Source organism: Thalassobacillus devorans MSP14 (assembly GCF_000496835.1).
GTDB classification, from domain to species: domain Bacteria; phylum Bacillota; class Bacilli; order Bacillales; family Halobacillaceae; genus Thalassobacillus; species Thalassobacillus devorans_B.
On the sequence record NZ_KI543238.1, the window covers coordinates 338,229 to 353,089 of the forward strand.

Here is a 14,861-nt window from a genome sequence, read left to right on the forward strand (position 1 = left end):
ATTTTTAATGTTTACAAAAATCGTGCGATGCTATAGAATGAATGTTAGTAACAACTAACATATGTTAGACCGGTGAACTAGCCGGTTATATTTTTTTGATTATATGTAAGTTATCACTAACATTCAAAAGGGGCGAGAATCATGAGGGTCTTGAAATTTTTTTCACAGTTAATCACACGTCATCCGATGCGGGTTATTTTCGTTGCATTAGCAATTATAGTTTTATTGGCAGTCGGGGCTCAACGTGTAAATATGGCTACCGGAAATGAAACATTAGTACGTGCCGATACGAAAGTGTATGAGGACAATCAAAAGCTGGAAGAGGAGTTTGGTGGTGAATCGATAACCGTTGTGTATGAAGGAGATAACTTGCTTACTCCTGAAAACCTCCACCATATGAAAGGCCTTGAAGACCAGCTCAAATATAATGATGCGATTTTCAGTATATTGAGTCCGGTCACGTTGGTCGAAGAGATATCCAGCAAGCAACAGGATAATTATAAGCAGGGTGTAGAGGAAATCATTGATGGGTTAGATGAAATGGGAGCCAATGGGTTGAACAATTTGGAACAAGGATTGAGCCAGCAAACCGGGCAATTGGAAAATTCCCAAGCTGAACAGGAACAACAGAGGGAAGAGATGGCAAACCTTATTTCTATCAGTGAGAACATGAAAATGATGATCGATTATTCTGATACGATACAGGCAGGTCTGCCCGAAAAACAATCGACACTGGACCATATGATTTATAATGATGACGATCAGCTTAGAAGCTCTTTTGAAGAATTTGTCATTGATGAAAAGTATATGCTGATGATTATCAAGTTCGAAGGAAATGTGGATGATGTCAAAAAAAGCGATACTATAGCAACAATCAATAATTATATAAAAGAAAATACGAATGAGGATGCAGAAATAATGGTGTCTGGAAAGCCTGTTTTAGATAAATCCATTCGTACTTCCATGAAAGAAAGCATGCAGAAAATGCTGATGCTTTCTGTAGCATTCATGATCATTGTTCTTTCTGTTGTTTTTAAAGTAAGTTGGCGCTTACTACCTTTAGTGGTCATTCTAGTGGCTGTTATCGGAACTGTCGGTCTGATGGGCTGGCTCAATATTCCGATTACGATGGTGTCCATGGCTGTATTCCCTATTTTAATCGGATTGGGTATTGACTATGCTATCCAGTTCCACAGCCGTTACACCGAAGAATTAGGAGAAGGGGAGGATATTTATGAGGAATAAATTTTTAACAAATACATCAGAAAGAAGTGTGCTGCACACCATTACAAAGATGGTTCCTGCAGTAATGACTGCTTTGATAGCGACAGCGTTAGGTTTCATATCACTTTATACTTCGCCGGTTCCTATGATTCAGGATTTCGGTAAAATGTTGACCATTGGTATGATCGTCAGTTTCTTTATGGGAATACTTTTGCTGATTCCCATTTTATACACACGCGATCGTTTTTTTGTGAGCAGGAAAAAAAAGAAATCCAGGAGTAAAAAGGAAGGAAAGTTTGATGGGGTTCTTGATAAATTAACGAGAAAATTAATTAAATTAAGATGGCTCATCCTCATCCTGGCTATTGTAACAGCGGCATTAGGAATATGGGTGGATAAAGATGCGGGTGTCGAAACCGATGTTGAGAACTTTATGCCCCAGGATGACCCGGCGCTTGCGGATATTCATAAGCTGAGAGCCATCATTGGCACAACCGATCAAGTGTCCATCGTTTACCAGGGAGAGGATGTAATAAGCCCCGACACGATGGAATGGGTTGATGGTGTCAGTGCCTCGTTGGATGAGGAATTTTCAGAAGTTGTAGATACAAAATCAATCACTACTGCTGTCAAGCAGATGAATGAAGGGAAACTCCCGAAAAATGGAGACTGGGTATCGCATTTGAAAGATATGCCAGAGGAGCAGGTCAAACTGCTGATCAATGAAGAGCATACTCAGGGTGTAATCAATATAGGAATCAAGCATATGGAATCCGAACCATTGCAGGAATTCTTAAATGACTTAAAAACTTATTTAGAGGAAAACGAAGCTGCTGATGTAGAAACTACGATTACGGGAAAATCCGTTCTTGATGTTGAGATGATTTCTGCCTTGACTTCAGGAAGATACCAAATGACCTTATTAGGAATGGGGCTTGTCTTCTTAGGACTCCTGCTGATCTATCGCCATCCGGTAAAAGCGTTCATCCCTTTGATTCCAATCATTCTGATTGTTGGATGGTCCGGGGCGGCGATGTACTTTTTGGAGATCGATTACACCCCGTTGACGGCAACTCTGGGTGCGTTGATCATTGGTATTGGAACAGAATTTACGGTCCTTATCATGGAACGTTATTATGAAGAACGAAAAAAGGGCAACAATAGCGAAGCGGCTATCCGAATTTCCAACCGGAAAATCGGGAAGGCGATTTTCACTTCGGCCTTGACCACAATAGGCGGTTTCAGTGCCTTGCTTATATCCGACTTTGTGATTTTAAGTAATTTTGGTTTGATGACCTTGATCAATATCTCCCTGGCGCTGTTCAGTACTGTCGTTGTCATGCCTGCTATCTTGATTATTCTGGACCGTTTTGTGAAAATAAAGGAGAATAAGGAAGTACAAATGGGGTGAAGGGTTTGAGAGATAAAACCGATCAAATAGTAAAAGCAGCAGTTGCTGTATTTGTCAAAAAAGGGCTGCAGGCAACCACACAGGAGATAGCTAAGGAAGCGGATGTAGCCGAAGTGACGTTGTACCGCAAATTTGCTACCAAGCAAAACCTATTTATTACTGTCATTAAGCATGTACTTGAAAATCAGTTCAATTCCCATGTCATGAAGCTTGCTGACGAAGGGGATACCGAATATTTCTTTCAATCAATCATTGAAAATCGACTGGAGGTACTTTCGAAAAACACCCCATTGGTAAAAATGTTGATTTCAGAAAGTCTAATGGGAAATCTTACGGAAGAGATCGACCTTCCGAATATTATATTTACGAGTTTGAAACATGGCCTGGACCATCACTTTGACGGAGAATATGTTGATACAGAACTATGCGCGCGGCAGTTAGGTGGAATATTCCTGAGTCACATTGTGCTCCCGAATGAACAGCCTTTCCATACGCTCGATAGAATGGAGAAGGATAAGCTTGTTGAAAAGTACGTTCAATCATTGATGGCCTTACTATGAAATAAAAAGTCAGTATGCTTAGACATACTGACTTTTTCAGGTATTGGAATGGATGAACCTGCCTGGCAGGTGATTTTGCCGTACCTTTATTTTTGCCCCATCGCATTTGCTAATGATGACTTGATGGAAACATCATCGAATGCAATACCAAGCTGTATAGCTGTCTGAGCGATTTCCGGGCGCATACCGGAAATCGTCGGTTTGATACCTAGCAGCTGCAGGGACTGGATCAAGTTTGAAATTTGATGGGCGACAAGTGTATCAATCGTCGCTACGCCAGACAAGTCAATATATAACTGACCGATTCCTAACCTCGAACATTGGTGGAGCGTGTTTTCAAGAATTACTCCGGCCCGTTCACTATCAATTTCACCGATAAGCGGAAGCAATGCCCGTTTCTCATCGAGAGCGATGACAGGGGCGCTCAACTGCTGGATAATATCTTCTTTTGCTTTTAAAAGTTCTTTGGAGTTTTTATTTGAACCTTCCACAAATTGAAGGATAGCGTTATCGAAACCACGGATAATTAATTCGTTCCAATTATCAATTTCCTGTTGAGTGATATGTCCATCATATTCCTCGATGAATTTTTTCATATAAGCAATGTACTGCATCCGTACCCTCATGAATTCACGTATGACATAGTGGCTTGGTGTGGTTATGTGGTTTTCATCGCTTGATATGTCAGATGCCCACTCTTGAAAGGTTTCTTTCCACTGTTCTTCATCAAGGATGAAAATCTGGGTGAAGAACGGGTGGAACTGAAAATTTTGCTCTTTCAATTTTTCGGCGACTTCAGGTGTTCTTACAGCATAAATAGATGCTGGATCGTTTTCTTCTAATGTTTCGTACCATTCATCAGTCATTTGCTGTGCATGGTCAAGAAAATAGTCGCGTAATGCTTCATTTTTTGTCAATTTACACTCCCCCAAAAATCAATAATCTCCTTCTAGTTAATACCCGTTAGAGGAAAGCTTCACACTTGAATTTATCTCCTCAAGCCTGCTTTTCAAATAAGCCAGCTATTTCCACGATGACCTGAGTCGCTTTTTCCATATTTTCTACAGAAATGTATTCGTATTTCCCATGGAAATTTTCCCCGCCAGTAAAAATATTAGGTGTCGGAAGTCCCATATAGGAGAGCTGGGAGCCGTCGGTACCTCCCCGGATCGGTTTGACAAGCGGTTCTATTTCAAGATTTTTCATCGCTTGATAAGCAGTATCTACAATTTCTTTTACAGGTTTTATTTTTTCGCCCATATTATAATATTGGTCTTCCATCTCCAAAATAATTCGTTCTTTTCCATATTTATCCTTCATCTTTGCTGCAATACCCCGCAGTTTCTCTTTCTTGGCAACGAATTCTTCTTTATCAAAATCCCGGATAATATAAATCAGTTCTGTTTCTTCGACATTACCGTTCATAGAAATAAGGTGGTAGAATCCTTCATATTCTTCGGTAAACTCTGGGGCTTGCTCTGTTGGTAGGTGGTCATTGAACTCCATTGCCATTTTAGCGGAATTGACCATTTTTCCCTTTGCTGTACCAGGGTGTACGCTATTTCCTTTAAAAGTTAGACGGGCTCCTGCCGCGTTGAAGCTTTCATATTGAAGTTCACCGAGGGGCCCTCCATCTACTGTATAAGCGAAATCGGCATTAAACCGCCCCACATCAAACTTGTGGGGGCCACGGCCAATTTCTTCATCAGGTGTAAAAGCGACCCGGATATCACCGTGTTTGATTTCAGGGTGATTAAGCAGATATTCCATTGCTGTCATGATTTCGGTCACGCCCGCTTTATTATCAGCCCCAAGCAGTGTAGTACCGTCCGTGGTTATAAGCGTATGACCTGTATATCCAGTTAGTTCCGGAAATTCCTCCGGTGATAAAACGGTGTTATGTGCAGCATTCAAGGTTACTTCTTTGCCATCATAATTTTCTATAACCTGAGGGTTGACGTTTTTCCCTGTGAAATCAGTAGCTGTATCGATATGGGCAAGGAATCCAATAGCAGGGACCTGTTTATCGGTGTTCGAAGGCAGCGAGGCCATCACATAACCGTGTTCATCAATGGATACTTCGTGCATGCCGATTTCCTTCAAATCATCGACTAGCATGTTAGCGAGGCTAAGCTGCCCGGGAGTAGACGGGCACTCAGGGTTATTTTCATCTGATTGCGTATCTATTTTGACGTATCTCGTGAATCGATCGATTAGTATATCTTTCATTATGTAAGCCTCCATTGCTTTTTCATTCATTATATAGCATGAAAGTCATAGATATCCAGACAGAGCTTAAGACTGCCGAGAGTTCACCTTTTCAGTTAAAGCTCCCAATAGCTGAAGACTCAGTTTCAAGATACATTGTTTCCGTTACGATAGTAACGGTTTGGAGGGCCGGGAAATCACTCGCTTTCCATGGGCACGGTGAGCTTCCTCAGGCTCTGCCTTGCGGGATCTCACCATGTCCTATCCTCCCATTGGAGTCTCGCAATTTCCCGGCCCTCCTTACGTCTATAAGAGAAACGAAAACATTGGCAGGCAGAGTCATCCAAACATACTAATAGGTACAAAGAGGCCTTGTTTGGCGGTGAATTTGGAAGACATCTTCATGTATGGCAGGGGTTCGTTTCTCCCATCCTTCGGATGGGGTGGTAGGGAAACTGCGAGACTCCCGCGGGAGAAGGAGCTAGGCAAGATCCCACAGGGCGATAGCCCGAGGAAGCTTGCCAGGTCCCCCGCAGGAAAGAAATGAATGCATAATCGCCTTGGGAGACACGACACGCATAAGCAGAACAGCAAAAGGGAAGGGTTCTTTCTTCCCGTTGATGGACTGCTTATGTCGCGAGTGTCTAGGCGATGAAGCTGGAAAGCGAGTAGTTTCCAAACCACCCCTGACGCTTTTATGATAAAGAACCCCTTATCTTGAAACCAAGTCTTCCATAATCCGGCCATATTGTTGAATAAACCTTTTGAGAAAAAAGGTGGCTTCAATTCTGGAGATAAAATGAAAAAAGCTCCCAAGCTAGGTTGGGAGCTTTGATTTTCGAGCCATTAATCTTCTACTAGTGGGTAAACACCATTTTCGTCATGTGTTTCTTGTCCTGTGATCGGAGGGTTGAAGACGCATACCATGCGCATATCGGTTTTGGCACGAAGGTAATGTTCGTCATTTTGGTCCAACACATAGATGGTATCCTTCTCGATTGGCCAAACCTTTCCGTCTTTTATTGTTTCTACTTCGCCTTCGCCTTCAATGCAGTAGACAGATTCTAAATGGTTCTGGTACCAGATGTGTGTTTCTGTACCAGCTTTGATGATTGTATCATGGACGGAATAACCCATGTTGTCTTTTTTCAATACCAAGCGTCTGCTTTCCCAAGTATCTGCTTTTACGTGATTTTCTGAATCGATTACGTCTTGTAGTTTGACTGTTTTCATGTCTAATTCCTCCTGGCTTGTTGAAAGTTTAGTTAGTTACTGGTTCACTTACTAGTGCTTTTACACTTTCTTCTATGATGTCAAAGCCTTTTTGAAGACCTTCATCATCAATGTTCAATGGTGGGAACAATTTGAATACTTCGCTTTTCGGTCCGGAAGTTTCCATAATCAGACCGCGGTTGAAAGCTTCAGCTGCGACTTCATCGGCAAGACCTTCTTTTGCGCATTCGATACCGACCATCAGTCCACGACCGCAGAAAGTACCTTGCAGCTCTGGATATTTTTCCGTTAGTCCAACAAGGAAATCTTTGACTTTCTCCGATTTTTGCTGGATACCTTTCTCGAATTGCTCATCTTTCCAATAATCCAGCGCGGCAGAAGCTGTGATGAATGCATGGTTGAAGCCGCGGAATGTTCCGTTGTGTTCACCTGGAGCCCAGATATCAAGGTCAGGACGGAACAATGTGATAGCAAATGGAAGCCCGTAGCCGCTCAAAGATTTGGACAGGCATACGATGTCAGGTTTGATACCTGCTGGCTCGAAACTGAAGAAAGTTCCTGTACGACCGATACCTGCCTGCACATCATCGATGATCAACAGGATGTCCCATTTCTTACAGATTTCATCAACTTTTTTCAGCCATTCCATACGGGCAGCATTGATGCCGCCTTCGCCCTGGACAGTTTCAAGAATCATTGCAGCTGGTAAATCAACACCACTTCCGTTATCTTCCAGGAAGCGCTCTAAATAGTCAAGCGTATCCATGCTTTCGTCAACAAAGTTGTCGTATGGCATAGTAACCGTGTTATTCAATGGAATTCCGGCACCTTTACGCTTCATGGCATTGCCAGTAACGGATAGAGAACCAATTGTCATACCATGGAAACCGTTCGTGAAGCTGATGACATCTGTACGTCCAGTCACTTTACGAGCCAGTTTCAGCGCACTTTCTACCGTATTAGTCCCAGTTGGCCCAGGGAACATGATTTTGTAATCGAGGTCGCGTGGTTTCAAAATGACCTCATTGAACTTTTTCAGGAAGTTCGCTTTTTCAGTTGTAGCCATATCCAACGTATGGGTAGGACCGTCGCTCTTGATGTAATCCACCAGCTTATCCTGCATATGGTCATCATTGTGTCCGTAGTTTAGTGCACCGGCTCCGGAGAAGAAATCAATATATTCTTTTCCGTCTTCGTCCCACATCTTGTAACCCTTCGCTTTAGAAAAAACAGTAGGGAAGCCGCGGCAATAGCTGCGTACCTCAGATTCGTATTTTTCAAAGATATTCATATCAGTTTTAGTCATTGTTTTCCTCCTTGTTTTAGCATCAGTCTACTTGGTGATTATTTATGAAAAATTACTTTTTAAATGGGCCAATTCGGAAATTCAGTTCTTCTTCGTGACCGTCACCCGGGAACATTTCTTCGGTAAAACGCTCTGTCACTTTGCATTCGGTGTCGTGATCACGTGCTAGTCTTCGGAATAATGATTGAGATGCTTCATTTGATGGGGTGACTGTCGCTTCTAGGTAGCGTACTTCCCGGCATGCTTCCCGTGCTACGAGTTCATTGAGAAGTTTGGAAGCGACTCCTTTGCCACGCTGGGAGGAATCGACGCCAATCTGCCAGACAAACACCACATCAGGATGTTCAGGGGGGATAAACGCGGTAACAAATCCAACTAATTTTTCGTTTTCCTTGGCTATTACACAAGTATCAGAAAAAAACTCACTCATCATGAGATATTTATACGCTGAATTTTGATCAAGACTGGAATTATCTACTAATTCCCACATTGCTTTTCCATCATCTAGAGTTGGTTCGCTGAATGAAAGGGTAACTGTTCGTTCTTTGGTCGTTTGAGTGATGGTGGATTCTCCTTTCCATTTTTTATAATGGTGACCTTACATACTTGATAATATTAAATCGAGCATATTTTTTTATCAAACTAGCTTAATCATGCTGAATGATGTTTATTGTCGCTGAGTTATACTGAGCGTCACTTAAGCGTTAATTCTTTGAAAAATGCTTTAGTATTCTATAATTTTCTAAAAGTTTTAAAAAAAGCGAAAGTTGAACCCTTGATATGATAAGGTTTTCAAAGGTGGGAGAAAACTACTTTTTATTTTGATGTTTTTCTGGTCATCAAGCTCCTTCTCTGTATGAAAAACCTTTGATCATGCTGGTTATTAAGGCATTTCACCTAATGATGCATACAGACACACCAATGTTAAACCTTTCATACAACTGAAAAACTACAAACAGCAAATATTCAGAAACGATGATAAAGTAATAGTTGAAAGGAAGTTAGTTATGAAAAATCATCATAATTTCACGAATGGAAGTATAGGGAGACAGCTGGTTGCCTTTTCTGGTCCGATTATGTTGACCAATCTGCTGCAGGTATCCTATCAATTCATCGATAGCATGTGGGTCGGAAACCTTCTTGGCGGAAATGCATTGGGCGCCGTTGCTGTTGCAAGTACCGTGATATTTACCATGCTTTCATTCATCATAGGCCTTAATAATGCGACGCTGACGGTTTTATCCCAACAAAAGGGGAAGGATGACACGGAGGGGCTGAAGCAATATTTAAATGCTTTTGTAGTAGTTTTATTATTCATATCCACTGCCCTTGGTCTGCTTGGATTTATCCTGGCTGAACGTATCTTGTTGCTGCTTGGAACTCCCGATGCAATGATCCCTGGAGCAAAAGCTTACTTGCAGATCAATTCGATCGGCATTTTTTTCTTAATGGGGTATAACTTCATAGGGACAGTCATGCGAGCAATAGGGGACAGCAAGACCCCGCTGAGGTTTGTCATGGTGGCCGTTCTATTGAACGCTGTTCTTGACCCCATATTCATTTCCGTTTTCAACCTTGGTATTGACGGAGCGGCCTATGCTACTGTTGTTTCACAGGGAATATCTTTCTTATATGGCGTTTACATTGTTCTGAAACAGCAATTGGCTCCATTCACTGTTCCAACTATTCCAAATAAACAGGAGGTATCTGTAATCCTGCAATTAGGGATTCCTTCCGGTCTTCAAATGGCGGTTATATCAGCAGGGGTGGCTGCCATCATGAGTGTGGTTACAGCATTTGGGGAGGATATAGTAGCAGGTTTCAGTGCAGCTCAGCGTTTGGATAGTGTATTAATGTTGCCGCCAATGGCTTTGGCCACAGCTGTAAACAGTATGGCCGGACAGAATATTGGGGTGCAGAATTGGGATAGGGTACATAAAATAGCCCGCTATGGATTGTTATACACGTTGATAATTATGATAATTGTGGCTCTGGCATTAGTGTTGTTCGGAGAATATGGAATCAGATTATTCGTACAGGAAGAAGATTCTGTGGCGTTCGGCGGTAAATACCTCCGTATCGTAGCGTTCTTTTATCCGTTCCTCGGAATAAATTTTATTTTGAATGGAATCGTCCGGGCATCAGGTGCGATGTACCAGGTACTGGTGCTTAATATCATTTCATTCTGGGTTCTTCGTTACCCGTTGACCGCCCTATTTTCAAAGTTGTTTGGAGAGTCGGGAATTGCGCTGGGTATGGGGGTAAGCTTTATCGTCAGCAGTGTGGTGGCCATTCTTTATTATATTTACGGAAAATGGAGCAGTAAGCAGTTATTTGAGCAAGGATGAATTCTCTCGAAGAGGGGGATTCATCTTTTTTTTTAAAAGGTATTCTGGGGTGAATCCATCCTTCCTTTTCTGTTACTCTGTAAAAAGTTATGAAGTTATATTAAAATGAGGTCAGCAAATGAGAGGACGTGTTAGCTATGGATATAAAATTAATCGCACTAGATATGGATGGAACCCTGGTTAATGATGAAGGGCACGTATCAAAGGAGAATGAAAAAGCTATTCAGCGCGCTAAGGAACAAGGCATTCATGTTGTATTAAGCACTGGCCGGTCACTTCCGAACTGTCGCAGTATTGCTGAAGAACTTGGCCGCTCTTCCTATATTGTCACAGTTAATGGCGGGGAGATTTATGACCATAATTTTGACTTGGTTGATCGTCAGCCCCTCGATGCCAGCCTGGTTAAGCGGCTTTGGGAGTTAAAAGAGCAGCACGACACTATTTTCTGGTCGACCACCTCTGAAGGGATGTTCAATTCAGGACAGCCGTTCGATAGAGATATTGAAACATATGAATGGTTGAAGTTCGGTTTTGATATCGAAGACGATGAAGTGCGGCAGGTGATTTTTGATGAATTGATAAAGAATGAAGCATTGGAAGTAACCAACTCCAGCTTGACGAATATCGAGGTTAATGCTTCTGGTGTCAACAAAGCTGCTGCATTGAGGAAGGTCAGTAAATGGCTTGATCTGTCCATGCACGAGATGATGGCGGTGGGTGACAGTTTAAATGATATCGCAATGATCCGCGAGGCGGGCTTCGGTGTAGCGATGGGAAACGCTCAGGACATCGTCAAAGAAGAGGCGGATTGGGTGACATTGGCGAATACCGAGCATGGGGTCGCCCATGCAATTGAGCGAATTTTGAACGATTGACCAGAAAGCACGTTCATCCCTGGGAATGTGATATAATAAAAGTAGATTCCCAGGAAAGGGAGGGGTAAAAATGGTCAAGAAATACGTCGTTCCGGTAGATGGTTCCGAGCATTCTCTGCGTGCCCTTGATTATGCAGCTAAACTCGCCCGACAGAATGGTAATCGAATCCTACTCGTCAATGTACAACCGCTATTCGACACATATAACACCCATCGAGTGTTTACAAATGAAGAAATTGAAGCTCAGCAGGAAAAAGCTGCTAATGAAGCTATTGCTTTGGCGGATGACCATCTGAAAAGCGTTTCTGTCTCCGTAGAAACGAGAAAGATGGTCGGGAAAATAGCTCCAGCTATATGTGAAGCAGCGGATGAGGAAGAGGTCGAAGGAATCATCATGGGATCACGAGGAAGAGGCGCGTTGAGAGGTGCAATCCTGGGCAGTATCAGCTACAGCGTGCTCCATTCAGCAAAAGTTCCGGTAACTATAGTGCCATAATTTAAAATATAGAAGCTTAAGCCAGCCCTCTTTTGGGTTGGCTTTTTTTGTGGTGCGCCTATAGAACGTTTTTCACTTCTTTCATTTGTTGGAGATGACGGAGCTCATGATAGCCGATGAACTCGACCCATTGCTCCAAATTCATTTTTCCAAAACCAGGGTGCGGGAGGGCTCTTTTTCGAAGTTGTTCCTGGTCATAGTTTCGGATGAGAAATAATAACGAATCTCTTGTTTTGGCAAGGCTGTCGGTGGCTTCTTCGATAGATTCGAACTGGCCTTTCGGGCGCAGGAACTCTGGGGCATCCACTTTATGAGAGCGATCTACAGTACGTTCAACCGGCTTTTCCCTGACTTCTTGAATTTCTTCTTTTGCTAACGCTTCTTTTAATTGCTGCGTGACCCAACCTTCTATCAAGTACAAATGTTCAAGTGTTTCGAGAATCGACCATGTATTTTCATCAGGTTTTGTACGTGCATCTTCATCGTTCAAACCATTAACAAAGTCCAGGACTTGCTGGCGCTTCTCTTCTATTTGATACAATGGATTCACCCTTCCGTTTAAATTGAATTACTTCTTCCATCTTAAAATAATTCCATTCATTTGAAAAACGATGACGATTACAGGTAGGATTATGACATTGCATACTTTGACAAAAAGAGGGATCATTTTGAAGAAAATACATAGTGACATACTACAATTCAGAGGCACACATTATGATTTTGGCTATAAGCAGGGAGAGTTATTACGGGATTCGTTGACGGTGAAAAATCGTGAAAAGCAATGGAAGGTGCGGATCCCGCGTTTCACGGTCGAAGAAGCAGAAGTAAAAGCGGCCATTACAAAATTCGCTCCAGGAGTCTGGGCTGAGCTGGAAGGGCTGCGGGATTCACTTGATTGGCCGATGGAGCGGGTCATGAAGGAATTTGGCGGCTATCGCGTTAATTATCAAAAGTCTGGTTGTTCAATTTTGACGGGCGATAATTACTTTGTTCGTAATTATGATTATCAGCCGAAAACGTATGAGGGCCGGTATGTATTTTTTCAGCCGACGGATCAGGGTTACGCAATTGCCGGTCCATCTCAGCGGATTACAGGACGTATGGACGGAATGAATGAAAAAGGACTTGTGATGGGATACAATTTCATGCATCGCAAAAAGCCGGGCTTAGGTTTCATATGCTGCATGATTGGCCGCCTCGTGTTGGAGAGTTGTGCTGATGTGGCAGAAGCGATAGCGATGTTGAAGGAAATCCCTCATCGTCACTCATTCAGCTATATTGTTTATGACCGAAGCGGAGAGGCATACGTTATCGAGGCATCTCCCCGTGGAGTAGAGGTTCGTAAATCAGCGATGTGTACGAATCATTTTGAGATTATGAAGCATGAAAATCGAAACCACCTTGCCGACTCTTATAAGCGGATGGCTGCAATGGAACAGGGTGGGACAAAAGAAGCTTATGATGCTTTCCGGTTGATGAATGATACCGATAAAGGTGTTTTTTCAAAGAAATATAAAAGCTGGGCTGGTACCATCCATACGTCTGCTTACTTTCCTCACGATAGGATAGCCTGGTTTGCATTGGGCGGAGACCAGGAGCCGGTCGAATTGGATTTCGATAAATGGCTGACAGGCGAAGACATACCACTGGATCAATTAAAAGGAGAGGTCGATACAGACATTCCCTTTGTCCATAGTGAGGAAGGGGCACACTTCAGTTCTAAATAGAATAGATTAGTTCGAAATGGAGGACGATAAGTGTAACTGCTTATCGTCTTCTTTTTGTAATAAAAAGTGTTTACATAATTATATGGTACGATAGAAGGCAGGTAAGACTAACCGAGAAATTCAACGGACATGGGAAGTGAAGCATATGGGTACAGATAAACTATACGATTTAGTCGGAGTCGGCGTAGGACCGTTCAACTTGAGCCTTGCCGCATTGCTGGATGATCAGCCCGATGTGGATGCACTTTTTTTCGAGCAGAAAGAGAAGTTCGAGTGGCATCCAGGTATGTTGATTGAAGGAACGAAACTCCAGGTTCCATTCCTGGCTGATTTAGTTACGATGGCCGACCCACGCAGCAAGTATACTTTTTTGAACTATATCAATGAACATGACCGTATGTATCAATTTTATTTTTTACAGCGCCTTGATATTCCGCGCCGGGAATATAATGATTATTGCCAGTGGGTAGCTAAACAGCTGGAAAGCTGCCAGTTTGGACACAGGGTAACGAATCTTCGGCATGTAAAAGATAATGAAAGCTATTTCGAAGTGGAAGTCCTGAATTTGGGCACGAATGAAAAAGGTGCTTTCCGCACTAAAAATCTGGTGTTAGGAACGGGAAGTGTGCCTGCAGTACCACCCTCCTTCCAAGGACTTCCTGAGGAAGATGTTTTTCATACAGCAGAATTCTTACACCATCAGGACCGTTGTAAAAAAGCGAAGTCGATTACTGTCATTGGTTCCGGCCAAAGTGCTGCTGAGGCATTCCGTGAATTATTAAAAGAACAAAAGGAATACGGCTACAGACTCGACTGGATCACACGGTCGCCTGGCTTCGATTCGATGGAAGAGTCGAAACTGAGTCTCGAGCATTTTTCTCCGGACTACGTCAATTATTTTTACCAGCTGCCACAGGAGAAGAAGGATGAAATTTTTCCTACGCAGGGACTTTATTATAAGGGAATAAGCAATCACACGGTGACGGACATCTATAATCTGTTGTATGAACATTCCGTCGGCCAGGAAGAATTGGATGTCGGGCTTCAAGTACTGTCAGAAGTGGAGAATATCGAGGCAGATGTAAATGGGAATGGATATCGCATCAATTGTAAGCACATAGAAACCGAAGAAATATTCACTCATAACAGTGAAGTGGTCATCACAGCCACAGGCTACAAACCGCTTGTCCCTGAATTCATTGATAGTCTTAAATCAATCATCGAATGGGACGAGAAGGGACGCTATAAGGTGGCAGGGGATTACCGTTTACAAACGACAGATGCAGGGAACGAAATTTATGTACACAGCGGGATTTCTCATACCCATGGTGTCGGGTCTACCAATCTTGGTCTGGCGATTCATCGAAATAAAGTGATTATCAATCATTTACTCGACAGCGAAATATATAAGCTCCCGAAGAAAAACGTTTTTCAAAATTTCAGCGCACAATAAGAAACGGCCAGCTCTTTGTC

Annotated in this window: 14 protein-coding genes; 8 read left to right on the forward strand and 6 right to left on the reverse strand. The window is 42.6% G+C overall.

The window, feature by feature from the left end; translation table 11 throughout:
- The first annotated feature begins 141 nt into the window (after positions 1-141).
- From P855_RS0117840 to P855_RS0117850, 3 genes are read left to right on the forward strand one after another with little or no spacing between them, the layout of a single operon-like run.
- Complete coding sequence (locus tag P855_RS0117840) at positions 142-1,245, forward strand: MMPL family transporter (RefSeq protein WP_028784837.1); 1,104 nt, start codon at positions 142-144, stop codon at positions 1,243-1,245.
- A complete protein-coding gene (locus tag P855_RS0117845; protein WP_028784838.1) occupies positions 1,235-2,635 on the forward strand; it encodes an efflux RND transporter permease subunit in 1,401 nt (466 codons plus the stop codon). The genes P855_RS0117840 and P855_RS0117845 overlap by 11 nt, the downstream gene beginning before the upstream one ends.
- Positions 2,632-3,195, forward strand: a complete 564-nt coding sequence (locus tag P855_RS0117850; protein ID WP_152526271.1) for a TetR/AcrR family transcriptional regulator — start codon at positions 2,632-2,634, stop codon at positions 3,193-3,195. The genes P855_RS0117845 and P855_RS0117850 overlap by 4 nt, the downstream gene beginning before the upstream one ends.
- Positions 3,196-3,281: 86 nt before the next feature.
- Here the strand turns inward: P855_RS0117850 and P855_RS0117855 are convergent, their stop codons facing one another.
- The 5 genes from P855_RS0117855 to ectA form a co-directional block, all read right to left on the reverse strand.
- Complete coding sequence (locus tag P855_RS0117855; RefSeq protein WP_028784840.1) at positions 3,282-4,112, reverse strand: STAS domain-containing protein; 831 nt, start codon at positions 4,110-4,112, stop codon at positions 3,282-3,284.
- Between the two features lie 79 nt (positions 4,113-4,191).
- Positions 4,192-5,424 carry a peptidase T gene (gene pepT / locus P855_RS0117860; RefSeq protein WP_028784841.1) on the reverse strand — a complete coding sequence of 411 codons (1,233 nt, stop codon included), beginning with the start codon at positions 5,422-5,424 and terminating at the stop codon, positions 4,192-4,194.
- Positions 5,425-6,249: 825 nt separating this feature from the next.
- On the reverse strand, positions 6,250-6,636 hold the full coding sequence (locus tag P855_RS0117870) for an ectoine synthase (protein WP_028784842.1): 387 nt from the start codon (positions 6,634-6,636) through the stop codon (positions 6,250-6,252).
- 28 nt (positions 6,637-6,664) lie between these two features.
- Positions 6,665-7,942 carry a diaminobutyrate--2-oxoglutarate transaminase gene (ectB, locus tag P855_RS0117875; RefSeq protein ID WP_028784843.1) on the reverse strand — a complete coding sequence of 426 codons (1,278 nt, stop codon included), beginning with the start codon at positions 7,940-7,942 and terminating at the stop codon, positions 6,665-6,667.
- Between the two features lie 52 nt (positions 7,943-7,994).
- Positions 7,995-8,504 (reverse strand): diaminobutyrate acetyltransferase, encoded by a 510-nt coding sequence (ectA, locus tag P855_RS0117880; protein ID WP_028784844.1) that lies wholly within the window; start codon positions 8,502-8,504, stop codon positions 7,995-7,997.
- 445 nt (positions 8,505-8,949) lie between these two features.
- Here ectA and P855_RS0117885 point away from each other — a divergent pair, with 445 nt between their 5' ends.
- From P855_RS0117885 to P855_RS0117895, 3 genes are all read left to right on the forward strand, one after another.
- Positions 8,950-10,290, forward strand: a complete 1,341-nt coding sequence (locus P855_RS0117885) for an MATE family efflux transporter (RefSeq protein ID WP_028784845.1) — start codon at positions 8,950-8,952, stop codon at positions 10,288-10,290.
- A 137-nt stretch (positions 10,291-10,427) separates the two neighbouring features.
- Entirely contained in the window at positions 10,428-11,165 is a 738-nt protein-coding gene (locus tag P855_RS0117890; RefSeq protein ID WP_037986462.1) for a Cof-type HAD-IIB family hydrolase, read from the forward strand.
- A 70-nt stretch (positions 11,166-11,235) separates the two neighbouring features.
- Entirely contained in the window at positions 11,236-11,661 is a 426-nt protein-coding gene (locus P855_RS0117895) for a universal stress protein (RefSeq protein ID WP_028784847.1), read from the forward strand.
- Positions 11,662-11,719: 58 nt separating this feature from the next.
- On the opposite strand, the gene P855_RS0117900 is transcribed toward P855_RS0117895, so the two are convergent.
- The gene (locus P855_RS0117900) at positions 11,720-12,211 is read right to left on the reverse strand and encodes a DinB family protein (protein WP_419177285.1); all 492 of its coding nucleotides are present in this window, start codon (positions 12,209-12,211) and stop codon (positions 11,720-11,722) included.
- A gap of 118 nt (positions 12,212-12,329) precedes the next feature.
- Between P855_RS0117900 and P855_RS0117905 the strand changes: the two genes are divergently transcribed.
- The gene (locus tag P855_RS0117905; protein WP_028784849.1) at positions 12,330-13,388 is read left to right on the forward strand and encodes a C45 family autoproteolytic acyltransferase/hydolase; all 1,059 of its coding nucleotides are present in this window, start codon (positions 12,330-12,332) and stop codon (positions 13,386-13,388) included.
- A gap of 145 nt (positions 13,389-13,533) precedes the next feature.
- Positions 13,534-14,841: a lysine N(6)-hydroxylase/L-ornithine N(5)-oxygenase family protein gene (locus P855_RS0117910; protein ID WP_028784850.1), complete on the forward strand. Its 1,308-nt coding sequence runs from the start codon at positions 13,534-13,536 to the stop codon at positions 14,839-14,841.
- The last annotated feature ends 20 nt before the right edge of the window (positions 14,842-14,861 follow it).

Coding starts and splice junctions, on each gene's coding strand:
- P855_RS0117840 (WP_028784837.1), top strand. CDS start 142: ATGAGGGTCTTGAAATTTTTTTCACAGTTAATCACACGTCATCCGATG.
- P855_RS0117845 (WP_028784838.1), top strand. CDS start 1,235: ATGAGGAATAAATTTTTAACAAATACATCAGAAAGAAGTGTGCTGCAC.
- pepT (WP_028784841.1), bottom strand. CDS start 5,424: ATGAAAGATATACTAATCGATCGATTCACGAGATACGTCAAAATAGAT.
- P855_RS0117870 (WP_028784842.1), bottom strand. CDS start 6,636: ATGAAAACAGTCAAACTACAAGACGTAATCGATTCAGAAAATCACGTA.
- ectB (WP_028784843.1), bottom strand. CDS start 7,942: ATGACTAAAACTGATATGAATATCTTTGAAAAATACGAATCTGAGGTA.
- P855_RS0117885 (WP_028784845.1), top strand. CDS start 8,950: ATGAAAAATCATCATAATTTCACGAATGGAAGTATAGGGAGACAGCTG.
- P855_RS0117890 (WP_037986462.1), top strand. CDS start 10,428: ATGGATATAAAATTAATCGCACTAGATATGGATGGAACCCTGGTTAAT.
- P855_RS0117895 (WP_028784847.1), top strand. CDS start 11,236: ATGGTCAAGAAATACGTCGTTCCGGTAGATGGTTCCGAGCATTCTCTG.
- P855_RS0117910 (WP_028784850.1), top strand. CDS start 13,534: ATGGGTACAGATAAACTATACGATTTAGTCGGAGTCGGCGTAGGACCG.